We start from the raw sequence: 20,197 nt of genomic DNA on the forward strand, positions 1-20,197 counted from the left end.
ACTAACCAACCAACTTTGAACAGAAAAGATTTCCTCTACCTCACCGGCATGGGTTTCGGTGGGGCAATGCTGAGCCAGGTCCCCGTATTTGGTTCACCAATTTCGCCCGAGGCCATGTTGCAGGGCGGCGTGGATGTGGCTACCAAAAAACGCATGGCCGATGTGGTTTTAAATGCGGCCCGTGGTAAGGGTGCTACTTATACTGATGTGCGTATTGGCCGTTACCTTAACCAGTTTATAGTAACCCGCGAAAACAAAGTGCAAAACGTGGTCAATACCGAATCGTACGGTATGGGTATTCGTGTACTGGCCAACGGCTGCTGGGGCTTTGCCGCTACTGATAAGCTGGATAACGACAGTATTGCCAAAGCTGCTGCCCAGGCCGTTGCCATTGCTAAAGAAAATGCCCGCCTGCAAAGCGATCCGGTGCAACTCCTCCCTCAAAAAGGTTACGGCGAAGTAAGCTGGAAAGCACCTATTGAGCGTAATGCTTTTGAAGTACCGGTAAAGGAGAAGGTAGATCTGTTGCTATCGGTAAATGATGCCGCGCTTAAAGCCGGAGCTAACTACGTTAACTCCATTATGTTTTTGGTGAACGAGCAAAAGTATTTCGCATCCAGTGATGGTTCGTACATAGACCAGGACGTACACCGCATTTGGCCTTTGTTTACCGTAACCCGCATCGATCCTAAAACCGGGAAGTTTTCTACCCGTCAGTCGTTGAGTTCGCCGCGCGGTATGGGTTATGAGTATGTAATGCCGAGCGAAAGCGAAAAAATTAAAACAGCGCCAACCACGTTATACCGCGACCGTTACGATATGCTGGAAGATGCACGCGCTGCAGCTACCCAGGCCGATCAAAAAATGAAAGCCAAATCGGTGGAAGCGGGTAAGTACGACCTGATCCTCGATCCGTCACACTTATGGTTAACCATTCACGAGTCGGTAGGTCACCCTTCCGAGTTGGACCGTGTGCTGGGTTACGAAGCTAATTTTGCCGGTACCAGCTTTTTAACGCTGGATAAATGGGAATCTAAAAAATTTAAATTCGGAAGCGATAAAGTAAATATTGTGGCCGATAAGCTGCAAAAAGGTTCGTTAGGTGCCGTAGGTTATGATGACGAGGGTGTAGGCACCAAGCAATGGGATATTATAAAAGACGGCGTGCTGGTTAATTACCAGTCCATCCGCGACCAGGGCCATATCATCGGCCTGAAAGAATCGCAGGGTTGCTGCTATGCCGATAGCTGGTCTTCCGTTCAGTTTCAGCGTATGCCTAACGTAAGTTTACAGCCGGGTAAAGAAGCGCTTAAAGTGGCCGATATGATCAAGAACACCGAGAAGGGTATTTACATTATTGGCGATAGTTCATTCTCTATAGATCAGCAGCGTTATAATTTTCAGTTTAGCGGCCAGTTATATTACGAAGTGAAGAACGGACAAATTGTAGGCATGCTGAATGATGTGGCCTATCAATCGAACACCCAGGAGTTTTGGAACAGCTGTTCTGACGTTGCCGATCAAAGCGATTACCGTTTAGGCGGATCTTTTTTTGATGGTAAAGGGCAGCCCAGCCAGTCGAGCGCCGTATCTCACGGGTCGTCTACAGCTAAATTTAAAGGAGTTAACGTTATCAATACAGCACGCAAAATATAAAACCTATTATGGCTATATTAACAGAAGAACAAGCACGCGCCTTGCTAAAAAAAGCGCTCAGCTACTCAAAAGCCGAACAATGCGAAATTAATTTAGGTGGCGGCGATTCGTCAAACATCCGTTATGCACGTAATTCGGTATCAACCAGCGGCGCTATAAGCCGTAACAGTATGGTGGTATCATCGGCCTTTGGCAAAAAAGTTGGTACCGCTACTATTAACGAGTTTGATGATGCCTCGTTAGAAAAAGTGGTACGCCGTTCGGAAGAACTGGCTCAATTGGCCCCCGAAAACCCGGAGTTTATGCCGTTTTTAGGTCCGCAAACTTATGGTCCGCCTACTAAAACATTTGTACCGGCAACAGCTAACCTTACACCCAAGCTCCGGGCCGATATGGTGCAGGCCAGTTTAAAGGTTGCCAAAGATGCCAAGCTAACTGCTGCCGGCTTTTTGGAGAACAGTACCGGCTTTTCCGCCATGATGAACTCTAAAGGTTTGTTCGCTTACAATACTTCGACAGATATTAACTTTTCGGTTACGCTGCGTACCGAAGATGGTAAAGGATCGGGCTATGCTACTAAAGCCTACAATGATGTAGCTAAATTAGATACGCTGGCTTTTTCTAAAATTGCCGCTACCAAAGCAACTGGTTCGGCAACGGCCAAAGCGTTGGAGCCGGGTAAATACACCGTTATTTTAGAACCTGCCGCAGGTATTGTTTTATTAGAACAATTGTACGGTAGTTTAGATGCCCGTAGTGCCGATGAAGGCCGCAGCTTTTTAAGCCTTCCGGGTGGTAAAACCCGCCTGGGTGAAAAAATGGTTGACGAGCGGGTAAACATCTATTCAGATCCGGCTAACCTCGATCTGCCTACCAGCCGCTGGAGCGGCGACGGACAGGCGCAAAACCGGGTAAACTGGATTGAAAAGGGCGTGGTTAAAAACTTAGCCTACTCTCGTTATTGGGCCGAAAAAAAAGGTGTACAACCTATTCCGCGCCCGGGTGGTATTATTATGGAAGGCGGAACCCAAACTTTAGAGGAGTTGATTAAAGGCACCGAAAAAGGTATATTGGTTACGCGTTTGTGGTATATACGCCCGGTTGACCCGCAAACCCTGCTGTACACCGGCCTTACCCGCGATGGTACATTTTACATTGAGAACGGCAAAATTAAGTTCCCGGTGAAAAACTTCCGTTTTAACGAAAGCCCGGTAATTATGCTCAACAACCTGGAAGCTTTAGGTAAAAGCGAACGTACCGTAAGCGGAGAAAGCGGCCAGAACGCGCTGATCCCACCGATGAAGATCAGGGACTTTACGTTTAGTTCTTTATCGGATGCGGTGTAGTTAGAAATTGATCTGTAAAAGAAAAGCGGATGCTGTGAGGCACCCGCTTTTTTCTTTTCTTTCAATATGTTTATGGCGAGGTATAATTTAAAAGTTATATGTAACTGAAATGTGTATCACGTAGAGGCACAATACCTTGTGTCTCCTAAATGTATGTAATTGAAATGTGTATCACGTAGATGCACAATACCTTGTGTCTCCTAAATATATGTAATTGAAATGTGTATCACGTAGAGGCACAATACTATGTGTCTCCTAAATGTATGTAATTGAAATGTGTATTACGTAGAGGCACAATACTTTGTGTCTGCTAAATGTATGTAATTGAAATGTGTATCACGTAGAGGCACAATACCTTATGTCTCCTACGTATAGCGATATTGGTGTACTTGCGTTCGTATAATGTAATCTGTAAATTAATTACCGCATAGCGTTTTCTTTCTGCCTCCCGGGTAAGGCCGTGGTTTTATATCCCTAAAACCTGCCTCAGCTTTACATAACCGGCTTTGCTTACTGGTATGCGGGCGCCTGATCTCAGAATGGCAACATGCGCATCTTTTTCAAACGGATCTATACGGGTTATTTGGGCTACGTTTACCATATAAGAGCGGTGTACACGGGCAAAGTGCCGGGCATCCAGCGTTTGCTCAAAAAAGCTCATGGTCTTATTTTTCAGAAACGAACCTTCGGAAGTATAAATGCTCACGTAATCATCGTCGGCCGCCAGGTATTCAATATCATGCACCGGGATGATCTTTACCTTGGTACCGGTTTTCACTACAACACGCTCATGCTGCGCAGGAGATTGTGCCGCGGTTTCCAGCAGTGCTTCGTTGGGTTTGGCTACCGGTTTATTGTTGGCTTGCAACAGATATTTTTCAATAGCTTTATTAAATCGTTCCCGGCTAAAGGGTTTTAACAAGTAGTCAACTGCGTGGGTCTCAAAAGCTTTAATGGCATATTCATCAAAAGCGGTAGTGAAAATTACCTGTGGGGCATGTTCCACCAATTCCAGCATTTCAAAGCCGTTTATTTTGGGCATCTGCACATCCAAAAAAATGAGGTCGGGCTGGTGCTGCATTATCGCTTTAATACCTTCAAAACCATCTCCACACTCCTGTATTACCTGCAACTGGTTGTTAAAGGGCTGCAGGTATTCCTGTACTACCATGCGGGCTAAGGGTTCGTCGTCAATAATCAGTACGCATTTCATGCCTGGGGTATCTTAATCATGATGGTAAATATATCATCATTTTGGTAAGTTTCCACCAGGTCGTTACGGGCAAAAAGCAAATACAGGCGACGCTGTATGCCGCTTACGCCAAAACCGGTACCATGCCGCGGGCGGGCGGTTTGCTGGTCGTATGGGTTTTGCACCACAACTACCAGGTACTTGTCCTCCACCTCGGCTCTAATGCTAATGGTTACCTCACCGGTGGTATCGTACAAGCCAAACTTAATGGCGTTCTCTACTATGGGCTGCAATAACAAGGGTGGGAGCATGGCCTCGCTGCATTTATCATCGCAGCTGATTTCGGTTTGCAGGCGGTGACCAAAGCGTACTTTTTCTATGTCGAGATATAAGTTCAGATGCTCCAGTTCTTCTTTCAGCGGTACTTGTTTCTGATCATCTTTTTTTAAGGTTCCACGTAAAAAATCGGAAAGTTGATGGATCATTTTACGGGCTTCATCGGGCTTAAAGCCTATCAGCGCATTAATGGAGTTAAGGCTGTTGAACAAAAAGTGAGGTTGTAACTGTTGGCGCAGGTTGTATAATTCGGCATCGCGTGCCAGTTGCTCGGCTTCGGTTTTGCGGCGCTCGTTCTCTTTTTGGTCTTGCTGTACATACCATATCAGGCTAATCATGGCCATCCAACCTATAGCCATAAAATTGGTAAAAAGCCTGATAATGAGCGATTGCCGGAGAAAACCAGTATAGTTGCTATCTGCAACCAGCATAGGCAGCGCCCATCTTACCGTAAACGTACAAACACCGGCCAGTACAACGCACCAAATAAACAGGTTAATATAACTGCCCTTTCCGGGTTGATAGTAACGGAGGTTATTATCAATTAACCAGCAGGCCGCGGCCAGCGGTACCACGCTTACTACACTATCGGTAGCTGCGGTGTACCAGTCAAAGCCAAAACTGTGTATAATGTAAATTTGCAACGCCGTCCACGCTAAACCACCAGTGGCAAAGGCCAGGTTTAGTTTACTAAATAGGGTTGATGACGTGGACATGCGGTTATTGGTGATAACTAAGGTTGTACAATATACTCAACTATTAAGCAAGCGGTGCACTTAAAAAGGCAATTACCAGCTTTAAAATAGTATAAATGCTTATGATGATCAAATACCAGTTCATGATTTTGTGTTTTTAAAGTTTAGAAACTACGAACATCTACCCCTGCAAATATAGATATTCCTTTGAGGATCAATACTTTATCGGAGGTTTGCGCGGCAGCGTTGCCAAACCGTTTATCATCTATACCGGCAAAAACGGCGGCCATATCAGACTGTACCTGCCAGTGCGGCGGAACAATAAGCTTTACCCCACCAAAAACCTGGGTAATTTCAATCATAACGGTTCCGTTAATATCGGCCCGGGTAAAGTCTACTTCAGATCCGCCAAAAATGTTGACGATCTCGCCACCTTTAAAATCTTTGGATAAGACTATTTTTTTTACTCCGCCAAAAATGGATAAGGAATCAAGAAAATCATCGTTTTTAGGGATATTGCTGTAATTGTTATGGTTAAATGGCTCCTTAGGGGTTTCGGTTGTTCCTTCGGGTTTAACAATATAATCGGCCTCGGGTATAAATGTGGCTTGTGATGCCAACTGGTCGGCTTTCCATTTTTTGCCAAAACTTGGTTTGTGGTTACGCCTTACAATAAGCCATATACCTACAGCAATAATAGCCATAGGCCATATATATGCACGCAGATCGAACCCCGGGATTAACCGCCCCGATAAAAATACCACGCCAATTAGGATGAGTATAAACCAGGTAGGGCTTTTAAAATCGTGTTTAAACCCGTTAAATAAACCTATTACAATGAGCAACATTGGCCAGCTGAACAGCCAGCCGGGGAAAAAGAAAAAGCTGAACTGGCGCAGCAGTAATATGCTACCTACGCCCAATAGTATAAGGCCGGCAAATACTTTTCCGTTGTTTTGCGGGCGGTTTGGATATGATGGTTGGATACTCATGATATAATAATTGTAATTCTATGATCCAAAACTAATGCTATTGGAGGCAAATGCCTATAGTTAAATGGCAGTTGGAGTTAGTTTGTCGGTAAAGACGGTGATTTGGTCGGTGAAAAAGTTTGTGGCAAGTTAGAGCGGCAATTATGGAAGATGATCGTTGGGTTACAGCTTGTCAGTGAGCGGTAATAATTTGATTCAGGCAAACTTTGAAAGGCTTTAGTTTTTCAGGTTATAAGCTTGATGAAAATCTTAGGCCAAAAAAATCAGGTAGTCAATTTGATCATGAAAAATATGAGACAACAAGATTTGGGAAATACGGGGTAAGACGATTTGACCGGAAACTTCGCATAGTCAATTTTGCGGTGCGCTCAAATCTAATTAAATGAAGAAATATCTAATTATTTGTACTTTTTTGAAGTTATATGAAGTTTCTTGAACTGGGTTTTGCACTTAAAACAATAAAACCTACTCATTTGAGCAGGTTTTATTGTTTTGTTAAACTTCCGGTTCTTGCTGGCTCAGGCAGTGGAAACTGCCCAGCCCCCAAATAATATCGGTAGAGTCTATCCCCACCACCTTACGGTCGGGGAAGCATTGGGTTATAATATCTAAGGCCTTATCGTCATTAGCGCAACGGTAGGTTGGTACCACTACAGCTGCATTGCTAATGTAGAAGTTAGCGTATGAGGCAGGCAGGATCTGGTCGTCGTAAATAACTGGCGTTGGCATAGGTAACTCAATGATGTTGAGTTGTTTGCCATTAATTAACCGCATGGTTTTCAGCGTTTCCAGGTTTTCTTGCAGAAGGTGATAGTTCTCGTCGTTCCTGTTTCCTTCCACCACGGTTACTACGGTATCCTCGTTTACAAAGCGGGTAATATCGTCTATATGGCCGTCGGTATCGTCGCCAATAATGCCATCGCCCAGCCAAAGCACCTGCTGTACACCGTAATAGTTTTGCAGGTATTCTTCAATTTGCTGCTGGTTTAAGTGCGGGTTGCGGTTGGGGTTCAATAAACAGGCTGTTGTAGTCAATACAGTACCCTTGCCGTTAAAATCGACTGAGCCGCCTTCCATTACAATTCCCGGGTGGTACACCGGCAGGTTGAAATGCTCGGCTATACGGGTCGGAATCACGTCATCCAGGTCGTAAGGAGGGTATTTGCCTCCCCAGGCATTGTAACCCCAGTCAATCACCACCTTCTTTTTCGTATCAGGATTTACTAAAAATGCCGGACCATGATCGCGGCACCAAGCATCGTTAGTTGGAAATTCAAAGAACTGAATCCGGTTCAAATCAACTCCTGCTTTGTGCAAGTGCTGGGTAGCAAGTTCCTGCATCGGCTTATCGGCCACGTTAATACGCACCAACTCTCCTATCGATATTGCTTTAATAAACTCGCAGTATTTAGCGTAAATAGTTTCCAATTTACCCGGCCATGAGGCTTCCTTATGCGGCCAGCTCAGCCAGGTAGCGGTATGCGGTGCCCATTCTGCAGGGAAGATATATCCTTGCAGTGCGGCGAAGTCCGTAAGTCCGAGAGCCTGAGAGTTTTTTAAATTAGTCATTGTCAATCAGTCGTTTAGTAATAGGCTGATAACTGTCTATCCTTCTGTCGCGTAAAAACGGCCAGTGGGTACGATAATGGTCGGTTTTATCCAGATCCAATTCTATGGTGGTCACTTGTTCTTCATGGTGGTCGCCCTGAAAAATCACCTTGCCAAATGGGTTCGATACAAACGACCCACCCCAAAATTTCAGGCCAACTTCTTCGCCTACACGGTTTACGCTTACCACATGTACGCCATTGGCAATGGCATGCGAACGTTGTATGGTTTGCCAGGCATTGTATTGCTCGGTATTGGTATCCACATCCTGGGTGGAAGCCCATCCTATGGCAGTTGGATAAAACAGTATTTCGGCACCCATTAACGAAGTAATACGGGCTGCTTCGGGATACCACTGATCCCAGCATATTAATACGCCCACGGTAGCAAACTTGGTTTTAAATACTTTATAGCCTAAATCGCCAGGGGTAAAGTAGAATTTTTCGTAAAAGCCAGGGTCATCGGGGATGTGCATTTTGCGGTATTTACCCAGGTATGCGCCATCGGCATCGAGTACCGCTGTAGTATTGTGGTATAAGCCTTGTGTCCTTTTTTCGAATAGGGAAGCAATAATTACCACACCCAATTCGGCAGCTACTTTAGATAACTCATCGGTTGAAGGGCCGGGAATAGCTTCTGCCAGCTGAAAGTTATCATAATTTTCCTCGTCGCAAAAATACAGTGAGGTAAAAAGCTCTTGCAGGCAAATGATTTGAGCACCGCCTTTAGCGGCCTCACGTACCTTTTCAATAGCTTTTTGTAAATTTTGCTGTTTATCAGCTGTGCAGGTTGTTTGTACCAACCCAACTTTTACTTTGCTCATGGACTTTAAAATTTGCGCAAAAATAATGTATTCATCGTAAATTAACTGTCATAAACAATGGTTAATAAATGTTAAGGTTGCGTAACCATAAACAGGTATTGGATGATTTTTTATAGTTTTGCCTCAAATGACTGATTCGGAAACTCTTCCAAAAACAAAAACCTGGAAAGATACGCTGTGGAGCGCTACTAAACTGGTGCTCAAAATTGTGGTAACTTCCGGTTTATTATACTATGTTTTTACTAAGGTGCCTTTTAAAGAAGTAAAATATAAGCTGTTAACTGCCAATTATTGGTGGATGGGCGCTGCTGTTTTTGTTTTCTTTCTGTCCAGCATTGTATCGTCCTGGCGGTTATTAAGCTTTTTTAAGTCTATTAATTTACGGTTAGACCCAAAATTTAATTTTAGACTTTACCTGTTAGGTATGTTTTACAACTTTTTACTGCCCGGCGGTATTGGGGGTGATGGTTATAAGATCTACCTGCTTAATAAAACATATAAACTTCCGGCCAAAAAAGTGTTCTGGGCCATTTTATTTGATCGTTTAAGTGGCCTTTGGGCTATTGGGCTCATTATAGTAGCTTTAATATTGTTTGTTCCGCAGGTAGAATTGCATATTGCCATACCAGCCAGTATCTTTTTATTGGGTACAGCTATTTATTACTTTGTCGCTCATAAATTTTTTAAAGAATATACTAAAAACTTTTTCCAGGGGCATGCCAAGGCTGTGCTGGTGCAATCATTGCAAGTGTTAACTATAATTATGGTACTCCTTGGTCAGGGTTTTAATGGAAAGTTTGCACCTTACCTTTTATCTTTTTTAATATCTGCTTTAGCGGCTGTGGTGCCTATTTCGTTAGGTGGTGCGGGGGCACGTGAAGCTATTTTTACACAGCTATCGGTTCCTTTTCACATGAATGTGGCGCTGGCTGTATTTTTAAGTATCTCGTTTTATATTATTTCACTTATTGTATCGTTACTGGGTGTATATTACGTATTACGCCCAAGCCGTTTAGAAGAGGGGTTACCCACTGTGCAAGAAGCTGACCAACCACCTGCGGCGACAAACCAGTGATTTCAAATTTTTGTTTGTATATTTAGGTATGACAACATTAAGAGTTACTGTTGATGATGAGCAGGTTGATGCCTTGAAGCATTTGCTTCGAAGCGCAGCATTTGTTAAAGATGTGCAGGAAGAAAAATCAGAACATTTAATGTATGAAGGTACCTCTTTATCCGTTTTGGATCGAGTTAAAGCTCTTTTGGCAGCCGCTGAGGGAAAAAATCTATTTGCTGATATTAAAGATCCAGTTGAATGGCAACGCCAATTAAGAAAGGAATGGGAGCGTGATATTTGATACTAACGTCCTCATCTACTTATCCAAAAACCTTTTAAATCCTCAAGCCTTATTTTTGGAAGACGCCGGTATTTCTGTAATAACCAAGATAGAGGCTTTAGGATATTCTTTTCAAAACATTGAAGAGTACGAAATCATCAATAGCATCTGCTCTATATTAAAAGTTATTCCTGTTTCAGATGCCATTGCCGAAGCAACTATCAACCTTCGTAAAAATTACCGTATTAAATTGCCCGATGCCTTGATTTATGCGACGGCCTTTGTAGAAAGTAAACCTTTGCTAACTAATAATATGGCCGATTTTGCTTCTCTTGATAACAAGGTTATACTGATCAATCCTTTCTCTTTATGAATATCATCATTACTGGTGCCAGCAGTGGCGTAGGCTTTGAAGCCGTTATTGAATTAGCTTTAAGCAACAAACATAAGATCATTGCATTGGCCCGGTCGCAGGATAAGCTTACCCGTTTACTGGAGATCGCTAAAGGGTTGAACCCGGACTGCATATTATACCCCATTGCTTTCGACATAGTACATGATGTTTACAATGACTTGCAGCAGTTTGTAAAAGCACATTTCGACGGTAAGGTTGATGTGCTGATCAATAACGCAGGGGCCTTAATTAATAAACCCTTTACCCAACTGGGCCAACTTGACTTTGTAGATATGCTGCAAAGTAACTTTTTAGGCCATGTACGCATGATACAGGCTATGGTACCCAGTATTGTTGCGGGTGGACATATTGTGAACATTGGCAGCATGGGCGGCTTTACGGGCAGTTCGAAATTTGCCGGATTATCGGCGTACTCGGCCAGCAAAGCAGCTTTGCATACCTTAACCGAATGCCTGGCACAAGAACTGGCCGAGCAGCAGATCAGCGTGAATTGCCTGGCTTTAGGTTCGGCGCAAACGGAAATGCTGGAGAATGCATTCCCCAATTATCAATCGCCGGTGATGGCTTTTGAAATGGGTAAATACGTAGCCGATTTTGCCCTCACAGGCCATAAATTTTTTAATGGAAAAATATTGCCTGTAGCTTTAACAACCACCTGAAGTTATATTTTTGGCTGATATGCAGTGCTACTAATGAAAAGTAAAAAGCCTTTTATCAATAGGTTGATAAAAGGCTTTTTACTTTTGAGCCAGATCGCTCTTTATGTAGAGTTAACTACTTATTTGGCAGTTAGTTTTACTTTAATAGCGTTAAGGCCTTTTTGACCCTGTTCGGTTTCAAAAGTTACTTTATCATTTTCTTTAACAGGGTCAATTAACCCGTTGATGTGTACGAAAACACTATCCTGGGTTACGTGGTCTCTAATGAAACCATAACCTTTAGAATCGTTAAAGTGTGTTACTGTGCCGTTCCTGATCACATCCTGCACAATGTCTTCCTGCTTAGGCACACTAATTTGGATATCATCGGTCGATATGATCTTTTTCTTCTTGGTCGGATCTGGTGGAGTTGATGTTATGTTGCCATTCTCATCAATATATGCCATCATATCATCAAGGGTTTTGCCCTTGTCCGAATTGTTTTTACGGTCTTCCGATTTCTCTTTCTTGTCCCGTTGCTTTATAGCTTTTTTCTTTTCTCGCTCTTTTTTACTAAATGTTTCTGTTGACCTACCCATTGATTATATTAAAATTTATTACTTAGCGTTTTATGATGCAAGATGCTGTAAATGAACAGCTTGTTTATGCATTGACGAGGTTTTTACTTAGAATGAAGCGCTTTTACAACATTCACAAAAAAAGCATCTTCCCATGAGGAAGATGCTTCACAATAAGATATAGTGATTAAACTAATTTTACATTTACTGCGTTTGGTCCTTTACGGCCTTCTTCCACGTCAAAATTAACTACATTGTTTTCACGAATGTTGTCAATTAAACCTGATGAGTGTACAAAGATTTCTTTACCACCATTGTTTGGTGTAATAAAACCAAAACCTTTTTCCTCATTAAAAAATTTTACTGTTCCTTCTTGCATTATATTGTATTGTTGAATAAGTAGGCAAGGTAGGTATAATAATTTACATTTTCGGTATAGTGAACAATCTTTATCAATAATTAATGTGGAAAACGCTTTTTAGAACATTGATGACATTATTTACACAGTTAATTTAGACTTTTTTCCATAACGCCCCTTCACCGGCCAGCATTTGGCTAAAATTACTTCTCGGGGCAAGATCCAAATATGGGTAAGTGATCTTGCTTAAATATAAGCCCTGCGGATATGCCGGTTTGATAACCTGCGATAATTGCGGATTAAGCAGGTAGTGCTCAAACTCATCGATGCTTAATTTACCGGTACCTACATCTAACAGTTTACCTACAATAATACGTACCATTTTGCCCAAAAATCGGTTGGCTGATATATTGAAGCGGAGTTTATCTCCAATGCTATCCGTATAAAAATTGGCAGCACTGATGTTGCAAGTAGTATGCTCGTTGCGGTCAGGCATTTTACAAAAGGCATGATAATCGGTATAGCTTAGTAGCAATTGCGCTGCACGTTGCATCAGTTGCAGGTTCCAGCCCTTAGCCATATATAAGGAACTAAATTTGCTCAGAAATGGGTCTTTATAGGTATGGATGAAATAATTATACGACCGCTGAACCGCATCAAAGCGGGCATGGGGCAGGCCTTCCATGGGTATAATATCAAAAATGGCAATATCATCGGGCAATAGTTTGTTGAGCCTGAATTTCAGATCATAATTCCACGTCTCCTCGGCATCCATGTGAAAAAAGAACTGGTTGGCATGTACATGGGCGTCGGTACGGCCACAACCTATAACCTGTTTTGGTGTTTTTAAAACGTGGTAAAGCGCATTCTCAACCACCAACTGTACACTGGGCGCATCTTTGTTTCGCTGCCAACCGCTGTACTGGGTACCATGATAACCTATATGAAAAAAATAGCGCAAGAGGGGAGTTGTTAGAGCGTTTTAAATTTATTTACTTTAATACTACCGGTAAAACAGTATCAGCGGTTTCAAAATTGATATGGTTGTAGTCGCTTTTTAACTTTGCATCAAGCACGGTTTTATCAGCTGAAAACGACACGTTTTTTGTTTTAAAATGCCATGTTCCCAGGTAATTCAACGGTTTATTTACGGTGAATGTATAAGGACGATTTTCGTTATTAATAACTGGTTCGGTAAACATTTTACCGCCGTACCATTTACTTTGGGTAAACCAATAATTTAAAATGGTGTAGGTACCCGGCTTTATACTAAAGCAAAAAGTGTTTTCTTTGGCCGATTTAAATGTTGGTTTAACCCGAAAGGAAAATACTTCTTTTGTTTCGGTATTCTCTATTCTAATGTCTTGCGGGTAACCTCCGCTGGTGAAACCTAAGCGTTGTATGAAGCTTCCGTAAATAATGCAAGTACCGTTACTAATAGAATCGCTTCCAGATACCTGTTTAAGCGCCGTAATATTTTGCGCATTTACAAACGTTGATAGCAACAAAAAGTACGTTAACCACAAAGATTTCATTGATAGTAATTTACAGACACCACTAAACGCCAACAATTGTTGGATGTTAAAATTTACTTAAACCGTAAACCTGCGGTGAAGTACAGCATAAAACTGATCTACCGTTGCAGGTTTATCGGCCCATTGGTTTTTGGCAACATAATTGGATTTTAAAAAGCGGTCGGCTTCATCAAAGCTTTTGCAGCGGTTAAGTAATTCAATAGCTTCGCTGTAGGCCAGGCTATAGCCATTAAACAGGTCTTTCACAAACAGCATTTTATCATTCAGGTTAATAGCCGCTTTAATGTCTGATACTGCGGTTGGCGTATGCTGTGCAGGGGAAGAAGGTGTGTGATTTGGACGTAGTTGAGCGGATAGCCTTTCGTTTAATGTTAAAGGCTGCTCGGGTTCTGGCTTATGGGCTTCGGTGGCGGGCAGCGGGTAATTCGAAGCTATCTGTTCAAAATTATTAGGTTCTGGTGCCTTGATCTCCTCGGTAAACGAGTATAATCTTTCTATCGGCTCTGGCTCAGGTAGTTGAATTATTTGCGGGGTAGTAGTGTGGTTGGCATATACCACCGGCTCTTGCGCGGTTTTGTCGGTATCGGTAATTTCTTCGGGTTCTACAACCGGGTAATATACTTGCATGGGTTCAGCCTGTTTTGGTTCTACAGGGGTAAGGTCTACATGCGGAGGAGTTTCTTCTTCCTGGCTGTGGCTGCTCATGCTGAAGGTATGATGATCGTCGCTAACCTGTGGCTCGTGGCGTATATAATCGTAGGTATCACGCGCTGCGGCGGGCTCTATCGAAATTTGGGGTTCTGTTCTTTCTTCAGCCAAAGGGTGAAAATATTCCTGGGCCGGTTCCTGGTGGGTTTCCGCTATTTCCTGCTCTTGTTCCAAAATAGGCTCTGTTTGCGGTTCGTAAGTTACGGCACTTTCAGCCAATGAGGGTAGAGGACTTTCAGTAATAGTTTGAACGGGATTATAGCTGATACTCGCTTCAATATCGGGCGTAGGCAAGCTGTTAAATTCTGCTGTTTGCGTATGCTCGGGAAGGGTTAAAGGCGTGTTTAAGTTTTGCACGTTAATTTTACGCAGTATTTCGGTATGGTCTGTTAAAAACTTGGCGTTGGCAGCAAATAATTCCAGTTCCAGGTCGTTGGCATGTGCTTCTTCGGCCTGCAGGTAATCGTATTGCTCGTTCAGTTCTTTAAGTATATTACCTATCTTTTTGAGTATCTCCTGTTGTTTCATGTAAGCCAATGTTGATAATGTGCCTACTCAAAAGTAAGATATAATTCTGATATTAGTCGGCTGTAAAGTTTTTGTGAATGCTGTTTAGTGAAGATGTTTTTAAAAGGCGCGGTGAACACGGCGGAAGTATTGAAGTGGTGTGCGGATCGATGTTTTCGGGTAAAACCGAAGAACTGATACGCAGGCTTCGCAGGGCCCAGATAGCCCGCCTGCAAGTAGAGATCTTTAAACCCATGACCGATACCCGCTATGATGCCGAAGCGGTAGTATCGCATAACCAAATCAGTATTCCGTGTACTCCTGTAGAAAGTTCTTCGGCTATATTACTGCTGGGCAGCCGTGTGCAGGTAGTAGGTATTGATGAGGCCCAGTTTTTTGATGACGAGCTGGCTTATGTATGCAATACCCTGGCCAATAAAGGGGTGCGTGTTATTGTGGCCGGACTTGACATGGATTTTAAAGGAAAACCTTTTGGGCCTATGCCCGGCGTAATGGCCATTGCCGAATCGGTTACCAAGGTGCATGCCGTATGTGTAAACTGCGGTAACCCGGCCCTGTATTCGTACCGTTTGGTGCCCGATGAAAGCCGCGTTTTGCTGGGTGAAAAAGAAAGTTATGAGCCACGTTGCAGATCTTGCTACGCGCGGGTATAAGTTTATTATTGTTAATTGAACAATTGGCCCTTGCAGATGGGTATATTTGATAGATAATCATTTGTGTTATGAGTGTAAAAGTGATAACTATACTGCATTGTAACCATGATGCAGAAGACACATTTGAGCAGGAATTGAAACGGCTGGTTGAAGCATCGGTGCATGATGAAGGGTGTATAGAATATCAACTTAACCAGTATAAAGATGAGCCTTGTTGCTACATTATCATAGCGTGTTGGCAAAATGAAAAAGCCCTGATAAAGCACCGTGAAACTCGTCATTATAAACATTTTGTACGTGTAATACCAGTGTTATTATTACAACCGCCACATATTAAAACTTTGGTACGGTTGGCATAACATTAATGTCAACACTTTATATTTTCTTAAAAATCATCAATTTTGTGTTAACAGTTAAAACAAAATGCCTGGTTATAATTGTTAATAATGTGCAAACGTTTAGCCCACCTGTAATAAGGCAGTTGGTTACGCCTCAATTATAACAATACTATTTACACCGATACCAGTATGGCCAAGAAAATATTACTTATTGAAGATGACAAAGATATAAGAGACACGATTATATATGCTTTACAGACAGAAAACTTTGAAGTAATAGCTTCAGAAAGTGCCAGGATATTAAAGAACCTGGCAGAGTTGAAACCAGACCTGATTTTGTTGGACAACTGGCTGACCGATTGGAAAAGCGATGCCAACGGGCAGCAGATCAGTAAGGAAATTAAAACAAACCCGTCTACCAGTCATATTCCGGTTATTATCGTATCGGCTGTAAGCAATATCAAAGAAATTGCAGATGCCGGTATGGCAGATGGTTACCTGAAAAAGCCATTCGACTTAATAGATCTGTTCGCTATTGTGAATAAGCATACCGGTAGCCTCACCTAATGGCGTATAGCAACCCATTATGCCTCTTAAAAACGAAATCTTACGAATAATTCTTGCCCGTAGGGATAACTTTTAGAAAATATCATCAATAAGAAAGCCGCTCATTTTTTGAGCGGCTTTCTTATTGATGAAGATTTAATCAACTACTCACTACTTCTTAAAAAACTTAAAGTTTTTACCGATAAATTTGGCATTTGCGCCTAATTCTTCTTCAATACGTAGTAATTGATTGTATTTTGCAATCCTGTCTGAACGGGAAGCCGAACCGGTTTTAATTTGACCGCAATTTAAAGCTACTGCTAAATCTGCAATGGTGCTGTCTTCAGTTTCGCCAGAGCGGTGGCTCATTACCGAAGTGTAACCGTTGGTTTGTGCTAAGCTTACGGCGTTAATGGTTTCGGTTAACGAACCAATTTGGTTTACTTTTACCAATATAGAGTTACCCACGTTGGTATCAATTCCTTGTTGTAAACGGGTTACATTAGTTACAAATAAATCATCACCTACCAGTTGTATTTTAGCACCCAATCTTTCGGTTAATAATTTCCAGCCATCCCAATCGTCTTCGGCCATACCGTCTTCAATAGAAATGATAGGATATTTTTCGGCTAACTGCGCCAGGTATTCAACTTGCTCGGCACTGGTGCGGATAGCACCTTTTTCACCTTCAAATTTAGTATAGTCGTATTTGCCATCAACATAAAACTCAGAAGCGGCACAGTCAAACGCCAGGCAAATATCTTCGCCAGCTTTGTAACCAGCCTTTTCAATAGCTTGTATAATGGTTTCTACGCCATCTTCGGTACCTTCAAATTTAGGAGCAAAGCCACCTTCGTCACCTACAGCGGTAGAAAGGCTACGGTCATGTAAAATCTTTTTCAGATTATGAAAAACTTCGGTACCCCAACGCAATGCTTCCGAAAAAGTAGGGGCGCCAACCGGCATAATCATAAATTCCTGAAAGGCGATAGGCGCATCAGAGTGTGAACCACCGTTAACGATGTTCATCATTGGGATAGGCAGCGTATTGGCATTCACCCCACCTACGTAACGGTATAAAGGCTGACGGCTTTCTTGCGCGGCAGCTTTGGCAGCAGCTAAAGAAACACCTAAAATTGCGTTAGCACCTAATTTACTTTTATTATGTGTGCCGTCAAGGTCTATCATAATCTGGTCGATAGTGTTTTGTTCAAACACATCCACACCATGCAGTTCTTTGGCAATAATATCGTTTACGTTGGCAACGGCTTGTAAAACGCCTTTACCCATGTATTTGCTTTTATCGTTATCGCGTAGCTCAACCGCCTCGTGAGCACCGGTTGACGCGCCCGATGGTACTGCAGCACGGCCTAATGCTCCGTTTTCTGTTAAAACTTCTACTTCAACTGTAGGGTTACCGCGCGAATCCAGTATCTGGCGGGCATGTACATCAATTATTAAGCTCATAATGCTGTTTTGGGTTAGTGTATTATATACAATATTGCGGCTGCTAAGATAATGCAAATTATGAAAATGTAAATCGTGTGGTAATAATTTAATAGCATCTTAACAAAACATAGGCTCATTGCTTATACTAAATTAATAACTGCTTATTCACGCTATAAATTTTGCAATGCAGCTTTCAGTCGCACCAACACAACACATAGTGTATCTTATTTATCGTTCCTGTTTTTAAATTATGATTTATTCCCATTTAAAGGTTTTAATAGCTATTGCATAAATCACTATACCCCAAGCTAACAAAATGAGTAACTGGTGGGTAACATCGCCCAGGCCGGCTCCTTCAAAGGCCACTTTACGCATGGCGTTATTAAGATGTGTAAGCGGTAAAGCATTACTGATTGGCTGCAACCATTTAGGAAAAGCGGCTGTAGAAAAAAACGTACCCGACAGTAAAAATTGAGGTAAGGTAATAATGTTGGATAGGGGAGGTACGCTGGTTTCGTTTTTGGCCAAGCCCGATATAATAAAGCCAAAGCCCATAAAAACGATGAGCCCTATGAACGATAGCACCAGCATATTCAGCATGGTGCCCAAGCCATTTATTAAGGTAAACCCAAAAGCATAATGCCCAATTATAATAATAACCAAAGCACCTAATAACCCGAATATTACCCTGGCAAGCATTTCACCTAATACAATGCTGTAGCGTTTTACCGGTGTGGCAAAAAAGCGTTTAATAACTAAAGTTTGGCGTAAACTCAAAAATACGAAAGCTGTACCAAATACGCCCGTGCTCAATAAGGAGAATCCTAACTGTCCGGGTAAAATAAAATCAATGTATTTGTATTCGCGGCCTTTAACGGTGGTTTCTTTTATCTCAGCAATTTTAGGCAAGTTAGCATATACAACACTGTTAATATTATATAATACATTGTTTAATATAGACTTCAGTATGCTGCCTTTATCTTGAGACGCATTTGAATATTGTATATTTAGTGTAAATGGAGCTGTATTTAGCGTTGATGGGATTTTGGGTAATGCAGCTAATGGAGGATAAATTGTCCAACCAGTTTTGCCATTTACTTTTACATCTAAAATGGCATCAATAGAACCTTTAGCAAGATTCTTTTTCATATCTTCCGACGACTGATTTTTAATCAGGTTTACTACTTTACTTTGTTGCAAAGCTTTATAAATTGGATTAAGCGTGTCACATCCTTTGGCTACGCCCACGTCAACAGTTACGCCGCCGCCTCCAATATTGGCAAATACCACAATAAATATCAACGGAAATAATAAGCTGAACACCACAGCCGACGGGCTGCGGAATATGGAACGTAAACTGGCTTTGGCAATGGCCAATGTTGCACGGGTGTTACTGTATGGTGAAGTGTTCATGGTACCTCTCCCCAGCCCTCTCCAAAGGAGAGGGAGTTTTAGGGGTATTTTTTAAAGTGATGAAATTTAAAGTTTGATCAATAGCCCTCCCCCTTGGGGAGGGTTGGGAGGGGTTGGGCGCTTACTCCCGCCATTCCTTTCCCGTTAGGTTAATAAACACATCTTCGAGGTTGGCCTGCTTTACTTGCTTTTTGCGTTCGAAGCCGGTAGATACCAGTTCGTCAATAAAGCTATCGGGGGTGTTAATGCCGATAACATGGCCGCCATCGATAAAGGCTACGCGGTCGCAAAGCTCTTCGGCCTCATCCATATAGTGGGTGGTAATTACAATGGTTGTACCGGTATTGCGGATCTGGCGGATCAGTTCCCAAAGGTTACGACGCGCCTGAGGGTCTAACCCGGTAGTGGGTTCATCTAAAAATATAATGCGGGGATTGTTAATAAGAGTGGTGGCAATAGAGAAACGCTGTTTTTGCCCGCCCGAGAGGTCTTTAAACTTAGCCTTGGTTTTATCGGTAAGGGCCACTTTTTCCAGCATTTCCATAGGCTTAATGCGGTTTCCGTATAAGCCGGCAAAAAGTTCAAGCAGTTCGGTCAGGTTTAAATTAGGGTAATAACCTGCTGCTTGTAACTGCACTCCAATGCGTTGCTTAATTTGGTTAGCCTGGGTATCAATACTGAAACCATCTACCAGTACATCGCCCGATGTTTTGTTACGCAGGGTTTCAATGATCTCCAGTGTAGTGGTTTTGCCGGCACCATTTGGGCCAAGCAAGCCAAAAATTTCGCCTTCGTAAACCTCAAAGCTAATGCCTTTAACGGCGGTAAAATCGGCGTATTGTTTTACCAGGTTGTTAACGGTGATGATAGGTTGTTTTGCCATACCCTAAAAGTAGGGTTGTATGCGGAAAATTAAAAACTATTTTCGGCGAATGGCATGTTTTAAGCGGTGAGTGGTAAGAAAACGAGTTAAGAGAATTTTAAACGCTAAAATTAGTTCATTTGTACAAGGTACTAAGCTATCCCTGCGTAGAAAATTAGTCCGTCATTTTT

At 42.4% G+C, this 20,197-nt stretch carries 22 protein-coding genes; 9 read left to right on the forward strand and 13 right to left on the reverse strand.

Annotation, left to right across the window (positions count from 1 at the left end):
* The first annotated feature begins 15 nt into the window (after nt 1–15).
* Complete coding sequence (locus ACFQ3S_RS18360) at nt 16–1,656, forward strand: TldD/PmbA family protein (protein WP_377167203.1); 1,641 nt, start codon at nt 16–18, stop codon at nt 1,654–1,656.
* Between the two features lie 8 nt (nt 1,657–1,664).
* Nucleotides 1,665–3,002 (forward strand): TldD/PmbA family protein, encoded by a 1,338-nt coding sequence (locus ACFQ3S_RS18365; protein WP_377167205.1) that lies wholly within the window; start codon nt 1,665–1,667, stop codon nt 3,000–3,002.
* A 466-nt stretch (nt 3,003–3,468) separates the two neighbouring features.
* On the opposite strand, the gene ACFQ3S_RS18370 is transcribed toward ACFQ3S_RS18365, so the two are convergent.
* From ACFQ3S_RS18370 to ACFQ3S_RS18390, 5 genes are all read right to left on the reverse strand, one after another.
* Nucleotides 3,469–4,215, reverse strand: a complete 747-nt coding sequence (locus ACFQ3S_RS18370) for a LytR/AlgR family response regulator transcription factor (protein WP_377167207.1) — start codon at nt 4,213–4,215, stop codon at nt 3,469–3,471.
* Nucleotides 4,212–5,246: a sensor histidine kinase gene (locus tag ACFQ3S_RS18375; protein WP_377167209.1), complete on the reverse strand. Its 1,035-nt coding sequence runs from the start codon at nt 5,244–5,246 to the stop codon at nt 4,212–4,214. Before ACFQ3S_RS18375 ends, ACFQ3S_RS18370 begins: the two co-directional genes overlap by 4 nt.
* Before the next feature lie 143 nt (nt 5,247–5,389).
* Nucleotides 5,390–6,217 (reverse strand): LiaF transmembrane domain-containing protein, encoded by an 828-nt coding sequence (locus tag ACFQ3S_RS18380; protein WP_377167211.1) that lies wholly within the window; start codon nt 6,215–6,217, stop codon nt 5,390–5,392.
* Nucleotides 6,218–6,712: 495 nt separating this feature from the next.
* The gene (locus ACFQ3S_RS18385; protein ID WP_377167213.1) at nt 6,713–7,786 is read right to left on the reverse strand and encodes an agmatine deiminase family protein; all 1,074 of its coding nucleotides are present in this window, start codon (nt 7,784–7,786) and stop codon (nt 6,713–6,715) included.
* Nucleotides 7,779–8,648 (reverse strand): carbon-nitrogen hydrolase, encoded by an 870-nt coding sequence (locus ACFQ3S_RS18390; RefSeq protein WP_377167215.1) that lies wholly within the window; start codon nt 8,646–8,648, stop codon nt 7,779–7,781. The genes ACFQ3S_RS18385 and ACFQ3S_RS18390 overlap by 8 nt, the downstream gene beginning before the upstream one ends.
* A 127-nt stretch (nt 8,649–8,775) precedes the next feature.
* On the opposite strand from ACFQ3S_RS18390, the gene ACFQ3S_RS18395 reads away from it, so the two are divergent.
* Genes ACFQ3S_RS18395 through ACFQ3S_RS18410 form a run of 4 tightly spaced genes read left to right on the forward strand, consistent with a single transcriptional unit; the run spans nt 8,776 to nt 11,059 of the window.
* The gene (locus ACFQ3S_RS18395) at nt 8,776–9,723 is read left to right on the forward strand and encodes a lysylphosphatidylglycerol synthase transmembrane domain-containing protein (protein WP_377167217.1); all 948 of its coding nucleotides are present in this window, start codon (nt 8,776–8,778) and stop codon (nt 9,721–9,723) included.
* A 28-nt stretch (nt 9,724–9,751) separates the two neighbouring features.
* Nucleotides 9,752–10,006: a hypothetical protein gene (locus ACFQ3S_RS18400; RefSeq protein ID WP_377167219.1), complete on the forward strand. Its 255-nt coding sequence runs from the start codon at nt 9,752–9,754 to the stop codon at nt 10,004–10,006.
* Nucleotides 9,996–10,358, forward strand: a complete 363-nt coding sequence (locus ACFQ3S_RS18405) for a type II toxin-antitoxin system VapC family toxin (RefSeq protein ID WP_377167221.1) — start codon at nt 9,996–9,998, stop codon at nt 10,356–10,358. Before ACFQ3S_RS18400 ends, ACFQ3S_RS18405 begins: the two co-directional genes overlap by 11 nt.
* A complete protein-coding gene (locus tag ACFQ3S_RS18410) occupies nt 10,355–11,059 on the forward strand; it encodes an SDR family NAD(P)-dependent oxidoreductase (RefSeq protein ID WP_377167223.1) in 705 nt (234 codons plus the stop codon). Before ACFQ3S_RS18405 ends, ACFQ3S_RS18410 begins: the two co-directional genes overlap by 4 nt.
* Before the next feature lie 119 nt (nt 11,060–11,178).
* On the opposite strand, the gene ACFQ3S_RS18415 is transcribed toward ACFQ3S_RS18410, so the two are convergent.
* The 5 genes from ACFQ3S_RS18415 to ACFQ3S_RS18435 form a co-directional block, all read right to left on the reverse strand.
* Entirely contained in the window at nt 11,179–11,637 is a 459-nt protein-coding gene (locus tag ACFQ3S_RS18415; RefSeq protein ID WP_377167225.1) for a cold-shock protein, read from the reverse strand.
* A 166-nt stretch (nt 11,638–11,803) separates the two neighbouring features.
* On the reverse strand, nt 11,804–11,995 hold the full coding sequence (locus ACFQ3S_RS18420) for a cold-shock protein (RefSeq protein ID WP_377167227.1): 192 nt from the start codon (nt 11,993–11,995) through the stop codon (nt 11,804–11,806).
* A gap of 133 nt (nt 11,996–12,128) precedes the next feature.
* Nucleotides 12,129–12,935, reverse strand: a complete 807-nt coding sequence (gene truA, locus ACFQ3S_RS18425) for a tRNA pseudouridine(38-40) synthase TruA (RefSeq protein ID WP_377167229.1) — start codon at nt 12,933–12,935, stop codon at nt 12,129–12,131.
* A gap of 31 nt (nt 12,936–12,966) precedes the next feature.
* On the reverse strand, nt 12,967–13,509 hold the full coding sequence (locus ACFQ3S_RS18430; protein WP_377167231.1) for a hypothetical protein: 543 nt from the start codon (nt 13,507–13,509) through the stop codon (nt 12,967–12,969).
* A 57-nt stretch (nt 13,510–13,566) separates the two neighbouring features.
* Nucleotides 13,567–14,745: a hypothetical protein gene (locus ACFQ3S_RS18435; RefSeq protein ID WP_377167233.1), complete on the reverse strand. Its 1,179-nt coding sequence runs from the start codon at nt 14,743–14,745 to the stop codon at nt 13,567–13,569.
* 77 nt (nt 14,746–14,822) lie between these two features.
* On the opposite strand from ACFQ3S_RS18435, the gene ACFQ3S_RS18440 reads away from it, so the two are divergent.
* From ACFQ3S_RS18440 to ACFQ3S_RS18450, 3 genes are all read left to right on the forward strand, one after another.
* Complete coding sequence (locus tag ACFQ3S_RS18440; protein ID WP_377167235.1) at nt 14,823–15,398, forward strand: thymidine kinase; 576 nt, start codon at nt 14,823–14,825, stop codon at nt 15,396–15,398.
* A gap of 68 nt (nt 15,399–15,466) precedes the next feature.
* Nucleotides 15,467–15,757, forward strand: a complete 291-nt coding sequence (locus tag ACFQ3S_RS18445; RefSeq protein WP_377167237.1) for a putative quinol monooxygenase — start codon at nt 15,467–15,469, stop codon at nt 15,755–15,757.
* A 168-nt stretch (nt 15,758–15,925) separates the two neighbouring features.
* The gene (locus tag ACFQ3S_RS18450) at nt 15,926–16,303 is read left to right on the forward strand and encodes a response regulator (protein WP_377167239.1); all 378 of its coding nucleotides are present in this window, start codon (nt 15,926–15,928) and stop codon (nt 16,301–16,303) included.
* A gap of 150 nt (nt 16,304–16,453) precedes the next feature.
* On the opposite strand, the gene eno is transcribed toward ACFQ3S_RS18450, so the two are convergent.
* The 3 genes from eno to ACFQ3S_RS18465 all read right to left on the reverse strand — a co-directional run bounded on the left by eno (nt 16,454) and on the right by ACFQ3S_RS18465 (nt 20,027).
* Nucleotides 16,454–17,749, reverse strand: a complete 1,296-nt coding sequence (gene eno / locus ACFQ3S_RS18455) for a phosphopyruvate hydratase (protein ID WP_377167242.1) — start codon at nt 17,747–17,749, stop codon at nt 16,454–16,456.
* Nucleotides 17,750–17,986: 237 nt separating this feature from the next.
* Nucleotides 17,987–19,144, reverse strand: coding sequence for an ABC transporter permease (locus ACFQ3S_RS18460; protein ID WP_377167244.1), 1,158 nt, complete (start codon nt 19,142–19,144; stop codon nt 17,987–17,989).
* Between the two features lie 121 nt (nt 19,145–19,265).
* Nucleotides 19,266–20,027 carry an ABC transporter ATP-binding protein gene (locus ACFQ3S_RS18465; protein WP_377167246.1) on the reverse strand — a complete coding sequence of 254 codons (762 nt, stop codon included), beginning with the start codon at nt 20,025–20,027 and terminating at the stop codon, nt 19,266–19,268.
* Nucleotides 20,028–20,197: the final 170 nt, after the last annotated feature.

The sequence above is a fragment of the Mucilaginibacter terrae genome, from assembly GCF_042679325.1.
Classification (GTDB): Bacteria; Bacteroidota; Bacteroidia; order Sphingobacteriales; family Sphingobacteriaceae; genus Mucilaginibacter; species Mucilaginibacter terrae.